This window comes from Gaoshiqia sp. US2 (assembly GCF_059705485.1).
On record NZ_AP048550.1, the window covers coordinates 4,673,500 to 4,692,040 of the forward strand.

Genomic DNA, 18,541 nt, shown 5'->3' on the forward strand with positions numbered 1-18,541 from the left:
AAGCGAATAAACCAGCAAGGTCCGGAGCACGAATTCCGGGCCTGCAGTTCGCCAATATTGACGGGTTTCATCTGGCCCTGAAGAATAATTTACCACCACATGAAACAAGTCTCAACTTTTCAGACGAGTTCTACGAGAATGTACAGTAGAGTAGACGGCTCCGCCAGTAATTAGCTGACGGAGTGCGCCTCTCACACCACCGTGCGTACGGGTCTCGTACACGGCGGTTCATCAGGTATCAACACTATCGCTCTTTACACCAATAGTACCTCTGTCTTTGTTTAGGATAAGGCTGGCAAACTCGAAGTTTGGACCTCCTTATCGAATTCGAGACAACCCAACGTTCAGTCCTTCACTATCTGGTGAGACCTCCACGGTTTCTATTCGTGGCTCGTTACCGATAGCTACTATGTCCGGCAGCTGCCGGATGACTTCTCACCACAGCCAACACGTGGACGGTGAGATCTCCCCTGGTAAAAGCTTTTCCCTTCCTCCAATGCCTGCGTGATCTACATAGTGACCCTTTTGGTATTCTTGGGGCGTTACAATGATGTGCTTGCTTACCCGAATAACTATGCCTCATATCACGTTTCTGTTCGTCAGTACCGGATTTTGCCGTTTGACTTCCTTCAGTGCATTCCTCACGGAAAACCAGCTTGTCACTTGCTAATACTTCCGGGCGTTACCCCAGCGTATAGGGACTTACACCCTTTGGAAAAATACACACTTGTTATTTCGCTACTATGTAAAGTTTATTTGTATTTTTAAACTTTTTCCAGAGCTTACAACAAGTGTGCGCGCTGCTTATGCAGGGCACACACACGCGGTCATAAAACATAAGGGGTTCAGTGGGTTACGCAACTTTTGAGCATTTAGTCAGCCCCGCCAAAACTAAGTTTTGACGGTTTTGTAAAATGTTTTAAATTCGGTGTCAAAACGTAGTTTTGGCTACTTAGCGGTTAGATACTGAAGTGCATTAAAGCCCTTACGTTTCATACCGCCACCGTTAGCAACAAGTGTGAAAAAATCCCTGCAACCCAATAGATTCCTGCAAAATTGACAGAGATTTAATGATTTATAAGCGGAATTTAGCCCTTTGATAGGACAGTGCAAATTTGATGGAAATTTATTTTGTTTTTTCTCCCACCCGCAAAAGAAAGAAGGAAACCCCACCCACATTGCACACATTGTCAAAGCTCCACGAGCCAACGCTGAAACCAAAGCTTTGCCAAAGAGTGCAATCTTGCCAACGCACTCACTGCTTGTTGATAACTTTTCAATAATTTGAAGGTTCATTTTTCTTTCATTTTAAATTAAATATTGTAATTTTGACAAAATCATTCAAAACAAATTTTTTCAAAATGGACAACTTAGGAGAAACGATAAGAAAACTACGGGAAGAAAAGGAATTGCCCTTACGGACAGTTGCGGCATTCCTTGACATAGACCAAGCAATTTTAAGCAAAATTGAGAGAGGACAACGCAATGCCAACCGAGAACAGGTAGTAAAACTTGCCGAGTTTTTTAAGGTAAAAGAAAATGAATTGCTTGTTTCTTGGCTTTCTGACAAATTGGTGTATGAGGTAGCGGACGAAGAAATGGCATTGAAAGCCTTGCAGGTTGCAGAAGAAAAAGTTAAATATCAAAAAAGTAAAAGCAAAAAATGATTTTAAAAAAGGCAATCATAACTAATTACAAAGGGATTAACGGTTCAATCACTGTATGTTTCGACTTGTTCAATTGCATCGTAGGACAAAATGATGCTGGAAAATCTACTATTCTCAAAGCAATTGACGCTTCGCTTAATGAAACCAATCTTTCAAGGTCAGATTATAATGTTCAAGCAACAGAAAATCAGATTTCAGTTGAACTTTTCTTTGATTGTCAAAATGCACAGTATTTACTTGGTGAAGAAATACCAACTACAATTGAAGCAGAAGAACTAATCAATCAAGACAATTATTTGGTATGGAAAAAAACTTGGAACGTAACTGAAACAAATGTTGCCAAACCAAAAACATCAATTGTTAGAAAAAAATACAACGGAACAAGCGATTTTATTTTCAAAACGGAGCAACAATTAATTGCTCAGTGCACAGCAAACGCAATTGCAACAGCAAAAGGAAACGGTGAGGCTTACAATAATGTAGAGAAAAGAGAAAAGTTAAGAGAATTCAATCAGCAAAATAATGTTGCCTTTACATACGAATACGAAGAGATACCTAGTTCGGGAACTACAAAATTAAAAGCTATTGGAGATGCTATAAAAAAAATCACTACTGAACGGGGAAAAAAATAAATAGGGGTTACTCCCCGAAGGTTTGGCCCCATGTTGTAAGTTTGTTTTGCGAAAAAACTTCAACATGAGCAAAAATACAGAAATAAATTTTGTCGGACAGCCGATTTTCAAACAAGTGATTAGTTTAATAGAGGGCATCAGTTTGACCAGTATAGTAAAGAAGCACAATGCTGATTATTACTATAAAGCTTTTAAGGCAAAGACACATTTGATCACGGTTCTCTTTGGCATCTTTAGCCGGTGCGACTCGATGACCGAGATATGTGAAGGGCTGCGGGCTTTGGGCGGAAAGCTGAACCATTTGGGGCTTGAAGAAGCGCCAGCCAAAAGTACCGCTTGCGATGGGATGCGCAACCGGGACAACAAGTTCTTTGAAGATGTTTATTTTAAATTGGTACACCATTATCAAAGTTTTTTGTCGGACAGCCGAACCTTTGGCCTCACCTTTAAAGAAGTCTTACTGATCGATTCGACCACGATCCGGTTATTCAGTGATATTCTGAAAGGAGTTGGACGCAATCCCAAGAACGATGGCAAAAAGAAAGGCGGGCTAAAGGTTCATATGCTCATTGATGCAGTACAATCGGTTGGACGGTTTATTAAAATAACCGAAGCCAAAGTACACGACAAAAACTTTTTGAAGGAACTGGAACTGATCTCGTACAGTATGGTTGTTTTCGACCGGGCCTATAACTATTACCATCAGTTTGCCTTGTGGACAAGTAAATCGGTCTTTTTTGTTACCCGGATCAAGAAAAATGCCCTTTATACGGTCATTGAAGTGTTGCAGGAACATCAAAAACAGAAAGGAAAAGCAATGGTACTTCGGGAGGAAATCATAGAAATTGAGTACTCTCCTGAAGATGAAAATGGCAAAAAACAAACAAAGCAGAAGAAAACCCTTCGCCTGAAAAAAGTATGCTATCAGGATGAAAAGAACCGGTATTATGAGTTTATCACCAATAGCATGGATAGTACGGCCGAAGAAATAGCGTTCTTATACAAAAAACGGTGGGGCATCGAGCTGCTGTTCAAAAAAATGAAACAGAACTTTCAGCTTCATTACTTTTACGGGGAAAACGAGAATGCCATTCGCACACAGGTTTGGTGCACCTTAATTGCACAATTGCTAATGACAGTGATTCAAAAGATGGCCCAAACAAAAAAAGCATTTTCAGTTGTGGCTTCGTTAGTTCGCATACATCTGATTAGTTTGCTTGATGTATTTGAATTGCTTCGAAGTACTAACCGAGAATACTTGAAACAAAGAGGGTCACCAATATCAAATATGCAAACCAGTCTTGCTTTTTAGCAGGGGGTGACTTTTGAAATAGAAATAATAACAATTGATTATCATGCAATTAAAGATCAAAAATCTCAAATCTGCATGTTAGTCGGATAATAGTGAAAAAAAATATTGCCATCTTTCCAATATTTCAAAGCCGACACTTCACTTTCCGACACAGATGCAACAATTCAGAAGTATTTTAAGGATATGGCGTTTAAGCTAATCCAAGATGAAGTTGATACTGACGAAATGGAAGCAACCATTAAAACACAGCTTGGCGGTGTGCTTCAAAAAGTAACCGACAAAATCAATGACGTTTTAAAATCAACAGAAAGAGTTGAACCAAAAGTTGAATTTGACTGGAGTAAATTAATCTCGACTTCATTTGTAAGCACGGCTAACGGCCATAATATTCCGCTAAGTTCAAGAGGCGATGGTTTTAGACGAATTACAATGATGTCTTACTTTGAGTATTTAGCAGAAACTCAAAGAAACAATGCTACTCAACAAATAATTTTTGGGTTTGAAGAACCTGAAACATTTTTGCATCCTTCGGCACAAGACAGCTTGTTTGATAAATTGAATTTGCTAACCGAAAACGGTTATCAGGTAATAACATCAACACATTCGTCAACCATTGTAGGCAATACAAAACGGAATAATATCATTCATATTTCTAAGCCTGCCAATGTTTACACAGTTAATCAAACTAGAATTGATTATAAGGAACTTGCAAAGGATTTAGGAATAAAGCCTGACAATACATTTACTCCACTATTTTCAACTTCACGACTTTTGTTTCTTGTTGAAGGAATTGATGATGTAAATGCAATGCATCATAAAGCTAACCTTTACAAACAAAACGGTTTAATTCCCCAGACTTTTGAGGAATTAAGCATAAATATTATTCCTATTGGTGGTTGTGGTGGTGTAAAACATTGGGTAAATCTTGACCTTTTTACAAAACTTGAAAAACCGTTCTTCATTTTTCTTGATAGCGACAAGGACAATGTAGCAGCAGTTTCGCCAAACGAAACCAACCTTGTTGAATATGGCTTAACCAACGGAACTGACTTTGCAATTTCTCAAAAACGACTTTTAGAAAACTATATCCATCCGACAGCTTTACAAAGGCTTGTTCCTGGTTCTGTTATTACTTACACGGATTTTGACCACGCTAAAAACTTCTGTAAGGATTATCCTAACAGCGGAATTAGAGGACAATTAGGAGGAAGCAAAGTTGCTGAACATCATTATTGTAATTTAACATTTGATGAATTGCGAATGACTTGGTTTGATGGGACAAATGATGAATTTATAAATCTTTACAATACGATAATTGCTAAACTGAACTAACGATATGCCAACACTCCATTTCAAAGGGAAAACTTTTGTGCAGAACCACCATTTGGCGGTAAAGTATCACCAATTAGTGCCTAAAAAAGAATTTAGCTTAACCGACAAAGTTTCATTGCACGATAACCTGATTATACAAGGCGACAACTTGAAAGCATTAAAAGCATTACTTCCAACTTATGCAGGGAAAGTAAAGTGCATTTACATTGATGTACCATATAATACAGGTCACTAGTGTCTATTAATTTTTGTTAAAATGCCTCATATCTGTTTTATGCACAGCATGCTAGCTTTTCAAAACCTTGTCGCCCTTTTGAAATTTGTTCCTTTGTACTCAGGTACAAATTGGAACAAGTATGAACGTTGGCAAATATGTTTTCGCACAGATTGTGGAGTTTCTCCCGAAACGTTACTTCGAACGACTGGTAATAAAACACAAAGACAGGACAGTCAGAATGGCACCATCCTACTGGAGCCATATGCTGGTTATCATGTACGGCCAGCTCATAGGCTGCCATAGTCTTAGAGAACTCACAGATGTCACTATTGCTCATGCCAAAAGATCTTTTCACCTCGGGTTTGGAAAGGTTCCCATCAACAGAAGCGTTCTTTCCAAAGCAAACAGCCTTAGAGACCATGGGATCTTTGAGAAGTTTGCCTTTTACATTGTGTCTATTGCCCAGGCCAAACGTATCACCAAAGAGTTTGAACTCCACGGAAGGTTCTATGCCATTGATTCCACTACCATCGACCTGTGCATGTCGGTCTTTAGATGGGCAAAGTTTAGGAGCACAAAGTCTGGCATCAAGATTCATACCCAGATTGATATTGCCACTGAAATACCGGTCTTCTACAGAATCAGCCATGCAAATGTGCATGACACCAAGTCTATGGACTGGTTTACATACGAACGGCACGCTTGCTATGTGTTTGATAGAGGCTACTTTGATCTCTCCAGACTCTACGCAATTGAGCTGGCCGGAGCTTTCTTCATCATACGGGAGAAGTCCCGCCCTGATTATGAAATTACGGAAGGAGATGACATGCTTGAAGGAGATGACAATGTCCTGCGGGACCAAACGGTTAGGTTTACAGGAAAGCGAAACAGTGGAAACTATCCGGTTTCGCTCAGACGCATCGTATTCTATGCCCCTGACCTTGGAAGGGCCTTCACCTACTACACCAACAACTTCTACCTCAAAGCAAATGAAATTGCTCTTCTTTACCGTTACAGATGGCAGGTGGAGCTGTTTTTCAAATGGATCAAGCAGCATCTCCGTGTCAAATCCTTTTGGGGAGAATCCGAGAATGCGGTCCGCATACAGATACATGTCGCCATCATCACGTACTGTCTTGTCGCTATTATTGAACACGACCTCAAACTGGGCAGACCTGTTGTGGAGGTCATGCGTATCCTTGGTAATTCCCTGCTGGTCAAGGATCCCATTCAAGAACTCTTGGCTCCGAGGGAAAATAAGGCCTATGATGATAGCGATTGCCAACTGCATTTGGACTTCTAATTGAATTAACATTTTTTAATAGACACCAGTGAATACAGGTAACGAAAATTGGGTTTATAACGACAACGTAAATAGCCCAATGATTCAAGAATGGTTAGGGAAAGCGGTAGATATTGAAGATTTAACAAGGCATGATAAATGGCTTTGTATGATGATGCCACGATTGAAATTATTACGTGAACTTTTAAGCGAAGATGGTGTAATTTTCATTTCATGTGATGACAATGAACTTGCTAATTTACGTGTATTGTTAAATGAAATTTTTGGAGAATACAATTTTTACAGTCAGGTAATTGTAAGGGCTAATAGCAGGGGGCAAACTTATAATCAAATTGCCAAGACCCACGAATATTTGATTGTTTACACCAAAAATCCCGAAACGGAATTATTTGAACTTGAAAAAGACAGCGAATCAAATGACTTAAATCTTAATGATGAAATAGGAGCTTTCAACATACGTGAACTTAGAAATCGTAATCCAAAATTCGGAAAACATAATCGTCCAAACCTTTTTTATCCCATTTATATAAATCCAAAATCGGAAAGTAAAGACGGATTTTGTTTGGTTTCGCTTACTCAAAGTAATGAGTTTTCAGAAATGGTCGAACCATTCAATTCACAAATGAAAGAAAGTTGTTGGAGATGGGGCAAAGATAAGGTAACAAAAAACGTATCCTCAAAACCCACCACGAGTAATTTGGTTGCCAAGAAGAAGAATGACGGTTCTTTTGGAATCTATGAAAAATACCGCAAAACTACATTCAAGCCTAAATCTATTTGGGACGACAATTCATTTTTAAATGAAACGGGAACAATTGAGTTAAGAGAATTAGGGTTAGAAAGTCAATTTGATTTTCCAAAACCAAAATCTTTGGTAAAACAGTGCATAGCATTAGCCACAAGCGAAGGCGATATTGTTCTTGATAGTTTTGCAGGTTCAGGAACGACAGCACAAGCAGTTTTAGAACTCAATGAGGAAAGCGGAATTGAAAGAAATTTCATCTTGGTTGAAATGGAAAGTTATGCCAATGAATTGACAGCAGAAAGAACAAGACGAGTTATCAAAGGCGTAAAAACAGCCAAAAGTGAATTGCTCAAAAATGGTACAGGCGGTACGTTCAGTTACTTTGAATTGGGTGATACTATTGAGATGGAAAGTTTATTGAGAGGTAAAAATCTGCCATCATACACAGAATTTGCCCGATACCTTTTCTATACCGCCACAGGCGAAGAATTTAACGAAAGGTCTATCAATGAAAAAACAGGTTTTATTGGCGAAAGCAAGAATTATGAAGTATATCTTTTTTACAAAGCCGATTTGGATTGGTTAAAGAGAAACGCCTTGACATTAGAACTTTGCAAAGGACTACCAAAATTCAAAAACAAACAACGTTTGGTTTTTGCACCCGCAAAATATGTGGATGACCATACTTTATTAGATTACCGAATTGATTTTTGCCAATTGCCATACGAAATTTATAGAATACAAAAATGAGTGAGGCAATAAAACATACAGATACTTTAGATGACTGGAAAAGCGAATTTTTGCCTCGTTTACAAAAAAGCTATATCTACTCTTCACTAGAAAAAGATTGTAATACTACAGATAAAGAAGTAACTGTTTTGATTGAAAAGGTAGTATCTTTTTCTATTCAAAGAACAAAGACAATAATAAGGCACATGGATGAATACACACTTCATGATGATATCCATTTATTCAGGGTGCTTTATTTAATGGAACGATTACTTACTAAAGAGATAATTCAAAATCTTTCCATTCCAGAAAGAATGCTTTTAATCTTGAGTGCTTTTTTTCATGATATTGGAATGGCTCCAGACGAAAAAGAAATTAAAACATGGAAAAAAGTTTGGAATACTTTACCTGAAATTGAAAATGAAGAAGAACAAAAATTATTTGACCGATTCAAAAGATTTTATGATGCAAGACCAGAACAACAGGAAATAATTGAAAAACTAATCAAAGAGGGAAATGACACAAAAGCATCTATTATAAAGTCATATTTGCTTACAGATTTTATCCGACAAACCCACGCTGAACGTGCAAGAGAAATAATTGATAGGCATTGGAATGGACAAATAAAGTATCGTGATACAGACCTAACTATTGAACTTGCAAACATTTGCCACAGTCATAATGAAGATGCATTAAAACTTTTAGATTTTGACAAGAATTATCCATGTGGTAATAATTCTTACGCTTGTCTTCCGCTCATAGGTGTAATTTTGCGATTGGCTGATATTCTTGATTTTGATGCCAAGAGAACTCCTTTAGTTTTGTATTCACATTTATATGTAAGAAATCCTGTTTCTTTAAAAGAATGGGAAAAACATAGAGCAATTGAAAATTGGGAAATTAACCCAAATATTATTCAATTCAGTGCTAAATGTACACATCCAGCTATTGAAGCTTCAATACATGAGTTTTGTGACCTAATAGACCACGAACTAAGCATAAGTAATAATATCATTATTATTTTGAATGAATTTAACCAAGGTAAATCAAGACCAATAAAAGTTAAAATTCCTTTTCAGGTAACGAGAGATAAAATAGAAACCAAAAAAGATGTTCTTCACAACAAACCTATATATACTTATAGAGACACAAAGTTTAATCTTAGCAAAAGGCAAGTGATTGAGCTCTTAATGGGAACAAGATTATATGGAAATCCAGAGGTTGCTTTGCGTGAATTATTACAAAATTCCATAGATGCCTGTTTATTAAGAAATGCACAAGAAGTCAAATGGGGCTATTCCAAATATGAACCTGAAATAACTGTAAAATACTATTCAGAAAATGGTGAAGACATATTGGAAGTTAACGACAATGGCACAGGAATGGACCAGGATATAATTGATAATTATTATTCAAGAGTTGGCTCATCGTTCTATAAATCTACTGAATTTTATTCATTGCAATCTGAAACTAAGGCTGATTTTACTCCAACTTCTAGATTCGGTATAGGTATTCTATCTTGCTTTATGGTGGCAGATATCCTTATTGTTGATACAAAAAGAAAAACTGGACCCGAAAAGTTTGGTGAAGCCATGAATATTACTGTTGAAGGTCAAGAAAGTATATTTTGGATTAAACAGGGTCAAAGAGAGGTTTCTGGCACAACTACAAAACTAGTTTTAAGAAAAGGCGTAAATCCTTGGGACAGAATGAGTGAATCCGAATTTATAAGTTCAGTTGAAAGAGTAATACCTAACCCCCCATTCAAAATAAATATTGAAACAACTAAAACAAAAAAGACTAGAGATGAAAATAGTTTTAGTGAGATAACAGCCGAATCATTGAAGGACTATTCGTGGAGGGAAAAAGAGAATATTCAAACCTTTGAAATTTCGTTTAATAAAAAAGAACTTGGTTTTATTGGTACAGCGGTAGTTGCCATTTTAGAAAGTCATGGGAAACCAGTTGAAAAAATTGACCTTAATTCTCGCGAAATTGAGATTGAAGGTAATACATATACATTAGAAAGGAACTTGACATTATCTGAAAACTCAATTAAGGAAAATTCAAAATCAATAACAATTGATGATGATGGAGAAATAAACGAGAATACATCTTATAGTGAATATGCACGTTCAAAGTCTCGCATATCTCTACATGGAATTGAAATTCCAACAACTTTATTTCCTGAATCATGGAGAATGAAACCTAATCAAGTAAAAATTACGTGGCCTTTTCCATTAGTTATTGTAGTTGATATTTGTGGAAAAAGAGACCTTGACTTGAATTCTCCTAGAACGGAAATAATAATGAGCGATAAATGGATAAATTTTGAAGAAGAAATCGCTTATCAAATTTGTAATTCAATTGCTGAAAATGTTTCGATGGAATATTGGATAGAATGGAAAAGAATAATTTCAGAAGGGAATAAAAACGAGCAGTTTTTGAGAAGTCTGAATAAAGTTGAAAAAATATGAGACTAAAGCACTATCAAGAAAAGGTTTTAAAGGAACTCAAAGAATATTTGAGTGCTTTGGCTGATGCTAAAAAAGAATTTGAGGAAATTGCCGAACTAAAACCGCATTTGGCAAAGCATATCAATTTCCCGAAAGAGGCTTGGGAAAAGGCAACAGGGCGTTCAATCTATCATTCCAAAACCAACGGTTTAAATGAGCCATTGCCCGACATTTATTTGAAAGTTCCTACAGGTGGTGGAAAAACTTTGGTGGCTTGCCATGCAATTGACAATATCCAAAAAGCATATCTTAACAAGCAAACAGGTTTGATTTTATGGATTGTTCCATCTACACAAATATACAGACAAACCATTTCTGCATTAAAAAACCGTGAGCATCCATACCGTCAAGTTTTGGATATTTCAAGCGGTGGCAGAACGCTTATCAAGGAAAAAACAGAAATATTTAATCGTCTTGACATTGAAGAAAATTTGGTTGTGTTGATGCTAATGCTTCCGTCTGCCAATCGTCAAAACAAGGAAACATTAAAGGTTTTCAGAGACCAAGGTGGATTTACCGACTTTTTCCCTCGTGAAGATGATTTTGAAGGACATAAAAAACTAAAAGAACTCATTCCAAATTTAGATTGCTTCACAACTGAAATGGAAGTATTTGGAACACAAATAAAGACTTCGCTTGGCAATACTTTAAAAGTATTACGTCCACTTGTAGTAATAGATGAGGGACATCGTGCTTATGGTGAATTGGCAAGAAATACAGTTAGAAATTTCAATCCTTCTTTTATTCTTGAACTTTCGGCAACTCCTCCACCAAACAGTAATGAGTTGGTAAAAATTACAGGTCGTGAATTGCACGAGGAAGAAATGATAAAGTTGGATATTCACCTAACCAACAAAACAAGTTTAGATTGGCAAGACACTTTATTGGCAAGTTTTGAAAAGCGGAACGATTTAGAGAAAAAAGCCAAAGAATATGAAGGAAACACAGGTGAATATATCCGCCCGATTTGCTTGATACAAGTTGAAAGAACAGGAAAAGACCAAAGAGATAAAAAGTTTATTCACGCAGAAGATGCCAAAGAATATTTAATTAAAAAATGTAATGTTCCCGAAAGTCATATTGCAATAAAGTCAAGTGAAAAGGACGACATAGAGGGAATAGACTTATTTGCCAATGATTGCGAAATTCGCTACATCATTACAAAACAAGCATTACAAGAGGGTTGGGATTGTTCTTTTGCCTATGTGCTAACTGTGCTTACCAATCCATCATCTGCAACAGGAATCACGCAGTTGGTAGGACGAATTTTAAGACAACCATTTGCACGTAAAACCAAAATCAAAGATTTGGACGAGTGCTATGTTTACACGTTCCGACAAAATGCCAGCACCTTGGTAAGAGACATTAAATCAGGTTTGGAAGATGAAGGATTGGGCGACATTGCAGGCAGAATTGTAAGTGATGATGCAGGAACAGACACAGGTGGTTTAAAAGACCGTGTAATGCAATATCGTTCGGGCTTTAAAAAGTTTGAAGGGAAAATATACTTGCCAAAATTCGTCATTCAGGAAAAAGAAAGTTGGCGAGATATGAATTTTGAAATTGATATTCTCAGCGAAATAGATTGGGAAAGTATAAATATTGATGAAATCAAAAACCTTTCGCTCCAAAATAAGAGAAACAAAGAACAAGAAATTGCTCTAGGTTTAAGTGATGAGGAAAAAGAGTTGCTGAAAGAAACAGGCAGAGAAGAAAAATCAGGCACTTTAGAAATTGACGAAGTATTTCTAACAAGACAGATTACCGAAATAATTCCTAATCCTTGGTATTGTTTCCAAATCGGAGAAAAAGCCATAAAACTTCTTTTGGAAAAATACGAGTGTGAAACAGTTGCAGCCAATTTTGTTTTTATCATTGAAGAATTGAAAAAAATATTAGAGAAAGAGCGGAATCGCTTATCAGAGCAGGTTTTCCGAAAAATGGTTGCTGTTAAAAAGCTTTGCTTCTTCTTAATTTCAGATAAAGGCGGTTTTGTATTACCATCAAGAATAAAAGTTAAAAGCAACAAACAGTTGGTTCGTAACGACAATACACCTATTCAAAAATCATTGTTCGACTATGTTCCCGAAGAAAACATTAACGACCTTGAAAAATCGGTAGCCATTTATCTTGACGAGCAAGAAAAATTATTGTGGTGGTATCGCAATATGAGCAGACAAGACTATCACATACAAGGTTGGAAACGTAATAAAATTTACCCTGACTTTCTTGTAGCAGACAAACAAGAGAAAGTTGACGATTACGGAACGGTATATGTTTTGGAAACAAAAGGAATCCATCTAAAAAATGAGGACACTAAATATAAACAAGACGTTTTCGCTCTTTGTAATGAATTAGGAGCAAAGAAAGCTTGGAAGGAACTGTTCGACGAATTTCCTGACCATAATTTTGAATTTCAGGTTGTATTCGAAGATGAATGGCAAAATAAGATAAATCAGTTAATTGCCAGCCCACAGTCGTAAGCACATTTGCAAGCCCACACGAGCCAACGCTCAAACCAAAGGCTTGCAAAAGAGCTTCCGCCTCTCCTGCCCGAGTAACCGCCTTTCAGGACGGTTTTAGGATTGCCCACCCTCAAAAAAACAAAATAAATTTGAGCTTCGTAGATAGGTTGGTGCAGATTGATAACGACTTGAAAAACTAAGCTAAATAAATGATAAACAGATGGATATGAATGAACACCAGTTGCCAATCGAGTAGACGGCTCCGCCAGTAATTAGTCAAACGTGAAAAATCAAAATAATGCTTCCACATTGTTGATAATCAATACAATATTGTTGATTAAATTTGATTTTGGGGGAGTAAAATCTACCGGATTTTTGCCAAATTTGAGAAAAAGCTGGTAGAAATGATAGGTCAAAAAGAAAAAAATCCGCAATTAAGTATGTTCCGGGTCCCGTTGAAACAATTTATTGATGAAAGCCATGAACTGGTTCAACTTTCCGGGAAAATAGACTGGAAAAGTCTGGAGGATGGTTTGAGTGTTTATTATTGTGCCGACAACGGGCGTCCATCTGTCCCGATCCGGTTGATCGTTGGGATTGTCATGTTGCGCAGGATGTATAACCAGAGCGATGAAAGCGTGCTTGACCGTTGGGTTGAAAACCCGTACTGGCAATATTTCTGTGGCGAAGTGTATTTCCGCCACGATTTTCCCTTCGACCGGACCGAGTTGATCAAGTTTCGCAGGCGTATCGGGGAAAATGGAGCCGAACAGATTTTGAAGGCAACAGTGGATTTGTTTGGGAGCAAAGAAATCCGGGAAAAAGAAGTTTTAATCGATACCACGGTACAGGAGAAAAACATCACCTTCCCCACCGATGTAAAACTTCAGAAGAAAATCATCGAAAAGTGCCGGAAAATCTCAAAGAAAGAAGGCATCCGGCTCAGACAGACCTACCAACGCGAATTAAAGCAACTGCTGATCGACCAGCGCTTCCATGACCATCCCCGGAGAAAGAAGAAGGCGTTGGCCGCCAGGCGAAGGATAAAAGTGATTGCGGGAAAGATTTTTCGTGACCTGGAACGCAAGATGGGAGAAGCCCAAAAAATGAAATACCAAAACCAGTTCTGTATTTTTAAACGGGTACTGACCCAAACCCGGGGTTCGAAGAACAAGGTTTACAGCATTCATCAACCACAGGTCAGTTGCATTGCCAAAGGCAAAGAACACAAGAAATACGAATTTGGGAACAAAGTATCAATCGTAAAGACCCGTCAATCGGGAATCATTATCGGGATCATAAGCTTTTGCGGAAACCCCTTCGATGGAGATACCCTCTCTCCCCAACTGACGCAAGTGGAAAGGATCACCGGCCACAAGCCCGAAACAGGAATTGTTGACAGGGGATACCGGGGCCGCAAACAAGTAAATGGCACACAAATTATTTGCCCGGGGAAACCACTTGAAAGCCACAACAAATACCAACGACAAAAAACAAGGCAACGCTTCAGGGCCAGGGCCGGGATAGAACCCGTCATTGGCCACGTGAAACACGACCACCGGATGCTTCGGAATTACCTGCTCGACCAGATTGGGGACAATATGAACTCAATCCTGGCGGCAGTGGGTTTCAACCTGAGAAAAATGCTCCGGAGGTTAAAATCCGAAGCAAAAAATATTTTTGAGCTATTTGAAAACTTAGTTTTTCTCTTCAACAGAAACCTGATTTTTACGCTTTTTGAAAAAAAATGAGGGTTTTTCACGTTTGACTAATTAGCTGACGGAGTGCGCCTCTCACACCACCGTGCGTACGGGTCTCGTACACGGCGGTTCATCAGGTATCAACACTATCGCTCTTTACACCAATAGTACCTCTGTCTTTGTTTAGGACAAGGCTGGCAAACTCGAAGTTTGGACCTCCTTATCGAATTCGAGACAACCCAACGTTCAGTCCTTCACTATCTGGTGAGACCTCCACGGTTTCTATTCGTGGCTCGTTACCGATAGCTACTATGTCCGGCAGCTGCCGGATGACTTCTCACCACAGCCAACACGTGGACGGTGAGATCTCCCCTGGTAAAAGCTTTTCCCTTCCTCCAATGCCTGCGTGATCTACATAGTGACCCTTTTGGTATTCTTGGGGCGTTACAATGATGTGCTTGCTTACCCAAATAACTATGCCTCATATCACGTTTCTGTTCGTCAGTACCGGATTTTGCTACATATTCCGGTGATACCCGTTCACGTTTTCCGGTGATATCCGTTCACTTTTTGTTCAAAAACGATTAGGCAGATATAAAATTAATACTTCTTTCTAAGACTTTCTCCTTTTAATTGAAAACGTATCGACTTATGGACAATTCTGTCCAAACAAGATTCTGCAATCAATTCATTTCCTATAACTGCATACCAGTCGTTTACCGGTAGCTGGCTGGATATTATCAATGCTTTTTTTCGATATCTGTCATCAACAATTTGTTGAAAATCGTTTTGTTGTTGTCCTTCTAATGCTTTCATGCCAAAGTCATCTATGATTAACATGTCCACCCGTGAGAGCTTTTCCATGAATCGCATTTCTTGACCTTGCAATCGTTCGAGCTTGATTCTGTCTAATAACTTTTGCATAGTAATGAATGCGACATTAAATCCCAATCGACATGCCCTATCGCCCAAGGCAACAGGTAAAAATCCACACCCAAAGGATGTGGCTTTGGGATAACCCCTGGAAGGGGTAATTTGCTTTTACCCTCAAAGAAGGTAAAAGTTGTTGTCCCCACAGGTTAATGACTACTTTTCTTCTTCTCGTTTATCTTTCTTTTCCTGATACTTGACGTACCTCTTGATCATCTCCGCATCCAGTCCTACTGTATCCACACAGTAGCCTTTTGACCAGAAATGATTGCCCCAATAGGGGCGGCTCTTCAAGCTCTTATATTTGTTGAACAGCCGAATTGCTGTTCGTCCTTTAAAAATCCCAACCATGTCAGAAATAGAGACTTTCGGCGGAACCATCAAAACCAGATGTACGTGATCTTCCTGTACGTTCAACTCCTCAATAATACAGCCTTTCTGCTCCGAGAAAGCCTTGATGCAGTGTTCCACTTCAATTTTGATTTCTCCCTTCAATATTCTATACCTATATTTAGGGGTCCATACGATATGGTACATGCAATGCCAGATCGCATGCGACAACTTCTTAAAACGACTCATTGTTTTTTCCTTTCTTTGGTTGTGGGGACAACCTTCTAAAGGTAAATATGAGTCGTTTTACAGGCAAACCCGTGGAACGTCTCTGACCACGTTCAGAGAACGTGGGTTTTTAACTTGAACTAAATAGGTTTTGCCTGTTCCGGTAGGTCCGTTAATCACTATTGTTTGTCCATTGCGGACAAATCCACACGTACCCAACAGTGCCACAGTGGTTGCGTCAACACCTCTGGCTGTGCCATAATCAAGTTCCTCCAGCGAAGCCGGATACGGGAACGCGGCTTCTTTGAGCAACCGGGCTATACGGTTTGTTTTTCGGGTGTCCTGTTCGGTTTGCAACATTAGCTGCAGCCCATCACGAAGTGAGAGTTTGTCGGCCCTGCGTGTTTCACACAGGGAGGTCCAGCAATCGGCCATACCGGGAAGCTTCAGTTTGTGAAGCGATTTTTCAATTTCTTGCATACAATGTTTTTTCAATTGGTTATTTATAATACGAGTTTCCCCGCATGTTTTCATGGTTCGTTGGTTGTGGATTCATGCATTTCTCACTCTGGATCTGCGATTTCGCCACATTAAGATTGTTGATTACGTTTTGTAAAAACTTGCCCGAGTATGACCTGTTTTGGATGGCAATCCGGCAGGCTTGTTCAAAATCGGCAATTGGCGTTTTCCTCCCTATCGAGAGCATATAATCACAGGTCTTGTATTTAGTGTCTCTAAGAAAACCTGCAATAATTTATAGATCAACAATATAGTATTGATATCTTTTTTGAATCTTTTGGGTTAATTGTTTTGATAAGTTGATTATAGTGCAGATATTCAGGGTATTATTACATGAGGATAGGATATTTTGACCACTTGACAAAAAAAGATTGAACCATGAGAAAAAGATTCGAACAACAATTGGGGTTAGGGCAATTGCCAATCGAAGCTACTTATATTAATCCCAAAAGCAAGAATGCTTTAGATCAACTTTTAGCAGCGTTGAAGGCGATCTATTGCAACAAGAAATACAACGAAGAGATATTCAGTATTTTGGAAGATCATATCAATTCCGGGAAGAAAAATACGGGAAGGACAGGAATGGACCTATGGAGTATTTTTGTTTTGGCCCAGGTTCGCTTGTGTTTGAATTTAAGTTATGATGTGTTGCACGATCAGGCAAACAACCACCACAATATGCGGTGTTTGATGGGCGTAGAAAAGGGCTTTGGTTTTGAACGTATCGAGTTTGAATACCAGAATATTTATGACAATGTCGCCCTGCTTAGCGATGAAATGGTTTGGGAATTAAACAAGGTAATCCTGGATTTTGGGCATGGAGAGGTGTTTAAAAAAAAAGAACATACAGCATTGCGCTTAAAATCAGATAGTTTTGTTGTTGAAAGCAATGTTCATTTCCCCACAGACTACAACCTGTTGTGGGACTGTGCCCGAAAATGCATCGGCACCGTTTCAAGGATAATGAACAAACATAAGGATATTGGAGGTTGGCGCAAGATCGGCAATTGGCGTACAGAGTTGAAAAAGTTGATGCGCAATTTGGGCCATGCCAACCGTTCAGGAGGCAAAAACAAGAAAGAAAAAGTAGTTGCCGCGGCCGAAGAATACCTCAATAAATCAAGGTTATTGCTCAAAAAACTAAACGAAGAAAAGTCCGGTTTCCCGCTAACGGACATGGGCGATCTGGTATTGATCATTACGTTGGAGCACTACATGGAACTTCTTGAAAAGCATATTGACCTGGTCGACAGGCGTATATTAAAAGGCGAAACCATTCCGCATGAAGAAAAGATGTTTTCGGTATTTGAAACCTACACCGAGTGGATTACAAAAGGGAAGATGAACCCCAGTGTTGAACTGGGCAAAAAACTGAACATCACCACCGACCAGTGGGGGCTGATCGTGGATTACCAAATAATGGAACAACAACAAGACCGGGACATTGTTATCGAAATGGCCGACAGGATTTTAACAGAACATAAAGTCGCATCGTGGAGCTTCGACAAAGGCTACTGGTTAAAAGAAAACAAGGAAACCCTTCAGTTGGAAGTTGACCAGGTTATCATCCCCAAACTTGGGAAGCGCAACAAAAAAGAGAAAAAGGAAGAACGCAGCAGGTCATTTAAAAAACTGAAAAACAAGCACAGCGCGATCGAATCAAACATCAACGAATTGGAACACCGGGGGCTCGACCGTTGTCCCGACCGGAGTTATGCGCATTTTAAAAAGTACATCGGGTTGGGCGTGTGCGCCTACAACCTCAAGAAAATTGGGAAACAAATCCTGAAGTTGGAGCGTGAAGCGCTTGAAGCGCCCACCAAGCAGATTAGGAAAGCTGCTTAGTAAAATCGGTTCAAGGAAAAAACATGAAAATTAAACATGAAAGGGAGAATTATGCCTGGAAACTAAAAAAT

At 38.7% G+C, this 18,541-nt stretch carries 15 protein-coding genes; 11 read left to right on the forward strand and 4 right to left on the reverse strand.

Annotation, left to right across the window (positions count from 1 at the left end; translation table 11 throughout):
- Positions 1-948 precede the first annotated feature (948 nt).
- Positions 949-1,296, reverse strand: a complete 348-nt coding sequence (locus AC6H3C_RS18525) for a hypothetical protein (protein ID WP_497517004.1) — start codon at positions 1,294-1,296, stop codon at positions 949-951.
- Positions 1,297-1,328: 32 nt separating this feature from the next.
- On the opposite strand from AC6H3C_RS18525, the gene AC6H3C_RS18530 reads away from it, so the two are divergent.
- The 10 genes from AC6H3C_RS18530 to AC6H3C_RS18575 all read left to right on the forward strand — a co-directional run bounded on the left by AC6H3C_RS18530 (position 1,329) and on the right by AC6H3C_RS18575 (position 14,669).
- The gene (locus AC6H3C_RS18530; protein WP_497517005.1) at positions 1,329-1,667 is read left to right on the forward strand and encodes a helix-turn-helix domain-containing protein; all 339 of its coding nucleotides are present in this window, start codon (positions 1,329-1,331) and stop codon (positions 1,665-1,667) included.
- Positions 1,664-2,299 carry an AAA family ATPase gene (locus tag AC6H3C_RS18535; RefSeq protein ID WP_497517006.1) on the forward strand — a complete coding sequence of 212 codons (636 nt, stop codon included), beginning with the start codon at positions 1,664-1,666 and terminating at the stop codon, positions 2,297-2,299. Before AC6H3C_RS18530 ends, AC6H3C_RS18535 begins: the two co-directional genes overlap by 4 nt.
- A 64-nt stretch (positions 2,300-2,363) precedes the next feature.
- A complete protein-coding gene (locus AC6H3C_RS18540) occupies positions 2,364-3,611 on the forward strand; it encodes an IS4 family transposase (protein ID WP_497517007.1) in 1,248 nt (415 codons plus the stop codon).
- 105 nt (positions 3,612-3,716) lie between these two features.
- The gene (locus AC6H3C_RS18545) at positions 3,717-4,943 is read left to right on the forward strand and encodes an ATP-dependent nuclease (protein ID WP_497517008.1); all 1,227 of its coding nucleotides are present in this window, start codon (positions 3,717-3,719) and stop codon (positions 4,941-4,943) included.
- A gap of 4 nt (positions 4,944-4,947) precedes the next feature.
- Positions 4,948-5,178: a hypothetical protein gene (locus AC6H3C_RS18550; protein WP_497517009.1), complete on the forward strand. Its 231-nt coding sequence runs from the start codon at positions 4,948-4,950 to the stop codon at positions 5,176-5,178.
- Positions 5,179-5,299: 121 nt separating this feature from the next.
- A complete protein-coding gene (locus tag AC6H3C_RS18555; RefSeq protein WP_497515873.1) occupies positions 5,300-6,463 on the forward strand; it encodes an IS4 family transposase in 1,164 nt (387 codons plus the stop codon).
- 28 nt (positions 6,464-6,491) lie between these two features.
- Positions 6,492-7,958 (forward strand): site-specific DNA-methyltransferase, encoded by a 1,467-nt coding sequence (locus tag AC6H3C_RS18560; protein ID WP_497517010.1) that lies wholly within the window; start codon positions 6,492-6,494, stop codon positions 7,956-7,958.
- Positions 7,955-10,414 (forward strand): HD domain-containing protein, encoded by a 2,460-nt coding sequence (locus AC6H3C_RS18565; protein WP_497517011.1) that lies wholly within the window; start codon positions 7,955-7,957, stop codon positions 10,412-10,414. Before AC6H3C_RS18560 ends, AC6H3C_RS18565 begins: the two co-directional genes overlap by 4 nt.
- Positions 10,411-12,936, forward strand: coding sequence for a DEAD/DEAH box helicase (locus AC6H3C_RS18570; protein WP_497517012.1), 2,526 nt, complete (start codon positions 10,411-10,413; stop codon positions 12,934-12,936). Before AC6H3C_RS18565 ends, AC6H3C_RS18570 begins: the two co-directional genes overlap by 4 nt.
- Positions 12,937-13,322: 386 nt before the next feature.
- A complete protein-coding gene (locus AC6H3C_RS18575; RefSeq protein ID WP_497517013.1) occupies positions 13,323-14,669 on the forward strand; it encodes an IS5 family transposase in 1,347 nt (448 codons plus the stop codon).
- Between the two features lie 549 nt (positions 14,670-15,218).
- Here AC6H3C_RS18575 and AC6H3C_RS18580 read toward each other — a convergent pair.
- From AC6H3C_RS18580 to AC6H3C_RS18590, 3 genes are read right to left on the reverse strand one after another with little or no spacing between them, the layout of a single operon-like run.
- Positions 15,219-15,653, reverse strand: a complete 435-nt coding sequence (locus tag AC6H3C_RS18580) for an ATP-binding protein (protein ID WP_497521278.1) — start codon at positions 15,651-15,653, stop codon at positions 15,219-15,221.
- A 51-nt stretch (positions 15,654-15,704) separates the two neighbouring features.
- A complete protein-coding gene (gene tnpA, locus AC6H3C_RS18585; RefSeq protein WP_497516157.1) occupies positions 15,705-16,127 on the reverse strand; it encodes an IS200/IS605 family transposase in 423 nt (140 codons plus the stop codon).
- A gap of 57 nt (positions 16,128-16,184) precedes the next feature.
- The gene (locus AC6H3C_RS18590) at positions 16,185-16,586 is read right to left on the reverse strand and encodes an ATP-binding protein (protein WP_497517014.1); all 402 of its coding nucleotides are present in this window, start codon (positions 16,584-16,586) and stop codon (positions 16,185-16,187) included.
- A 417-nt stretch (positions 16,587-17,003) separates the two neighbouring features.
- Here AC6H3C_RS18590 and AC6H3C_RS18595 point away from each other — a divergent pair, with 417 nt between their 5' ends.
- Positions 17,004-18,470, forward strand: coding sequence for an ISNCY family transposase (locus tag AC6H3C_RS18595; protein WP_497516513.1), 1,467 nt, complete (start codon positions 17,004-17,006; stop codon positions 18,468-18,470).
- Positions 18,471-18,541 lie beyond the last annotated feature (71 nt).

Excerpts from the sequence above, each read along its gene's own strand:
- AC6H3C_RS18525 (WP_497517004.1), bottom strand. The coding sequence starts at position 1,296 with ATGAACCTTCAAATTATTGAAAAGTTATCAACAAGCAGTGAGTGCGTT.
- AC6H3C_RS18535 (WP_497517006.1), top strand. The coding sequence starts at position 1,664 with ATGATTTTAAAAAAGGCAATCATAACTAATTACAAAGGGATTAACGGT.
- AC6H3C_RS18540 (WP_497517007.1), top strand. The coding sequence starts at position 2,364 with ATGAGCAAAAATACAGAAATAAATTTTGTCGGACAGCCGATTTTCAAA.
- AC6H3C_RS18550 (WP_497517009.1), top strand. The coding sequence starts at position 4,948 with ATGCCAACACTCCATTTCAAAGGGAAAACTTTTGTGCAGAACCACCAT.
- AC6H3C_RS18555 (WP_497515873.1), top strand. The coding sequence starts at position 5,300 with ATGAACGTTGGCAAATATGTTTTCGCACAGATTGTGGAGTTTCTCCCG.
- AC6H3C_RS18565 (WP_497517011.1), top strand. The coding sequence starts at position 7,955 with ATGAGTGAGGCAATAAAACATACAGATACTTTAGATGACTGGAAAAGC.
- AC6H3C_RS18570 (WP_497517012.1), top strand. The coding sequence starts at position 10,411 with ATGAGACTAAAGCACTATCAAGAAAAGGTTTTAAAGGAACTCAAAGAA.
- AC6H3C_RS18575 (WP_497517013.1), top strand. The coding sequence starts at position 13,323 with ATGATAGGTCAAAAAGAAAAAAATCCGCAATTAAGTATGTTCCGGGTC.
- tnpA (WP_497516157.1), bottom strand. The coding sequence starts at position 16,127 with ATGAGTCGTTTTAAGAAGTTGTCGCATGCGATCTGGCATTGCATGTAC.
- AC6H3C_RS18590 (WP_497517014.1), bottom strand. The coding sequence starts at position 16,586 with ATGCAAGAAATTGAAAAATCGCTTCACAAACTGAAGCTTCCCGGTATG.
- AC6H3C_RS18595 (WP_497516513.1), top strand. The coding sequence starts at position 17,004 with ATGAGAAAAAGATTCGAACAACAATTGGGGTTAGGGCAATTGCCAATC.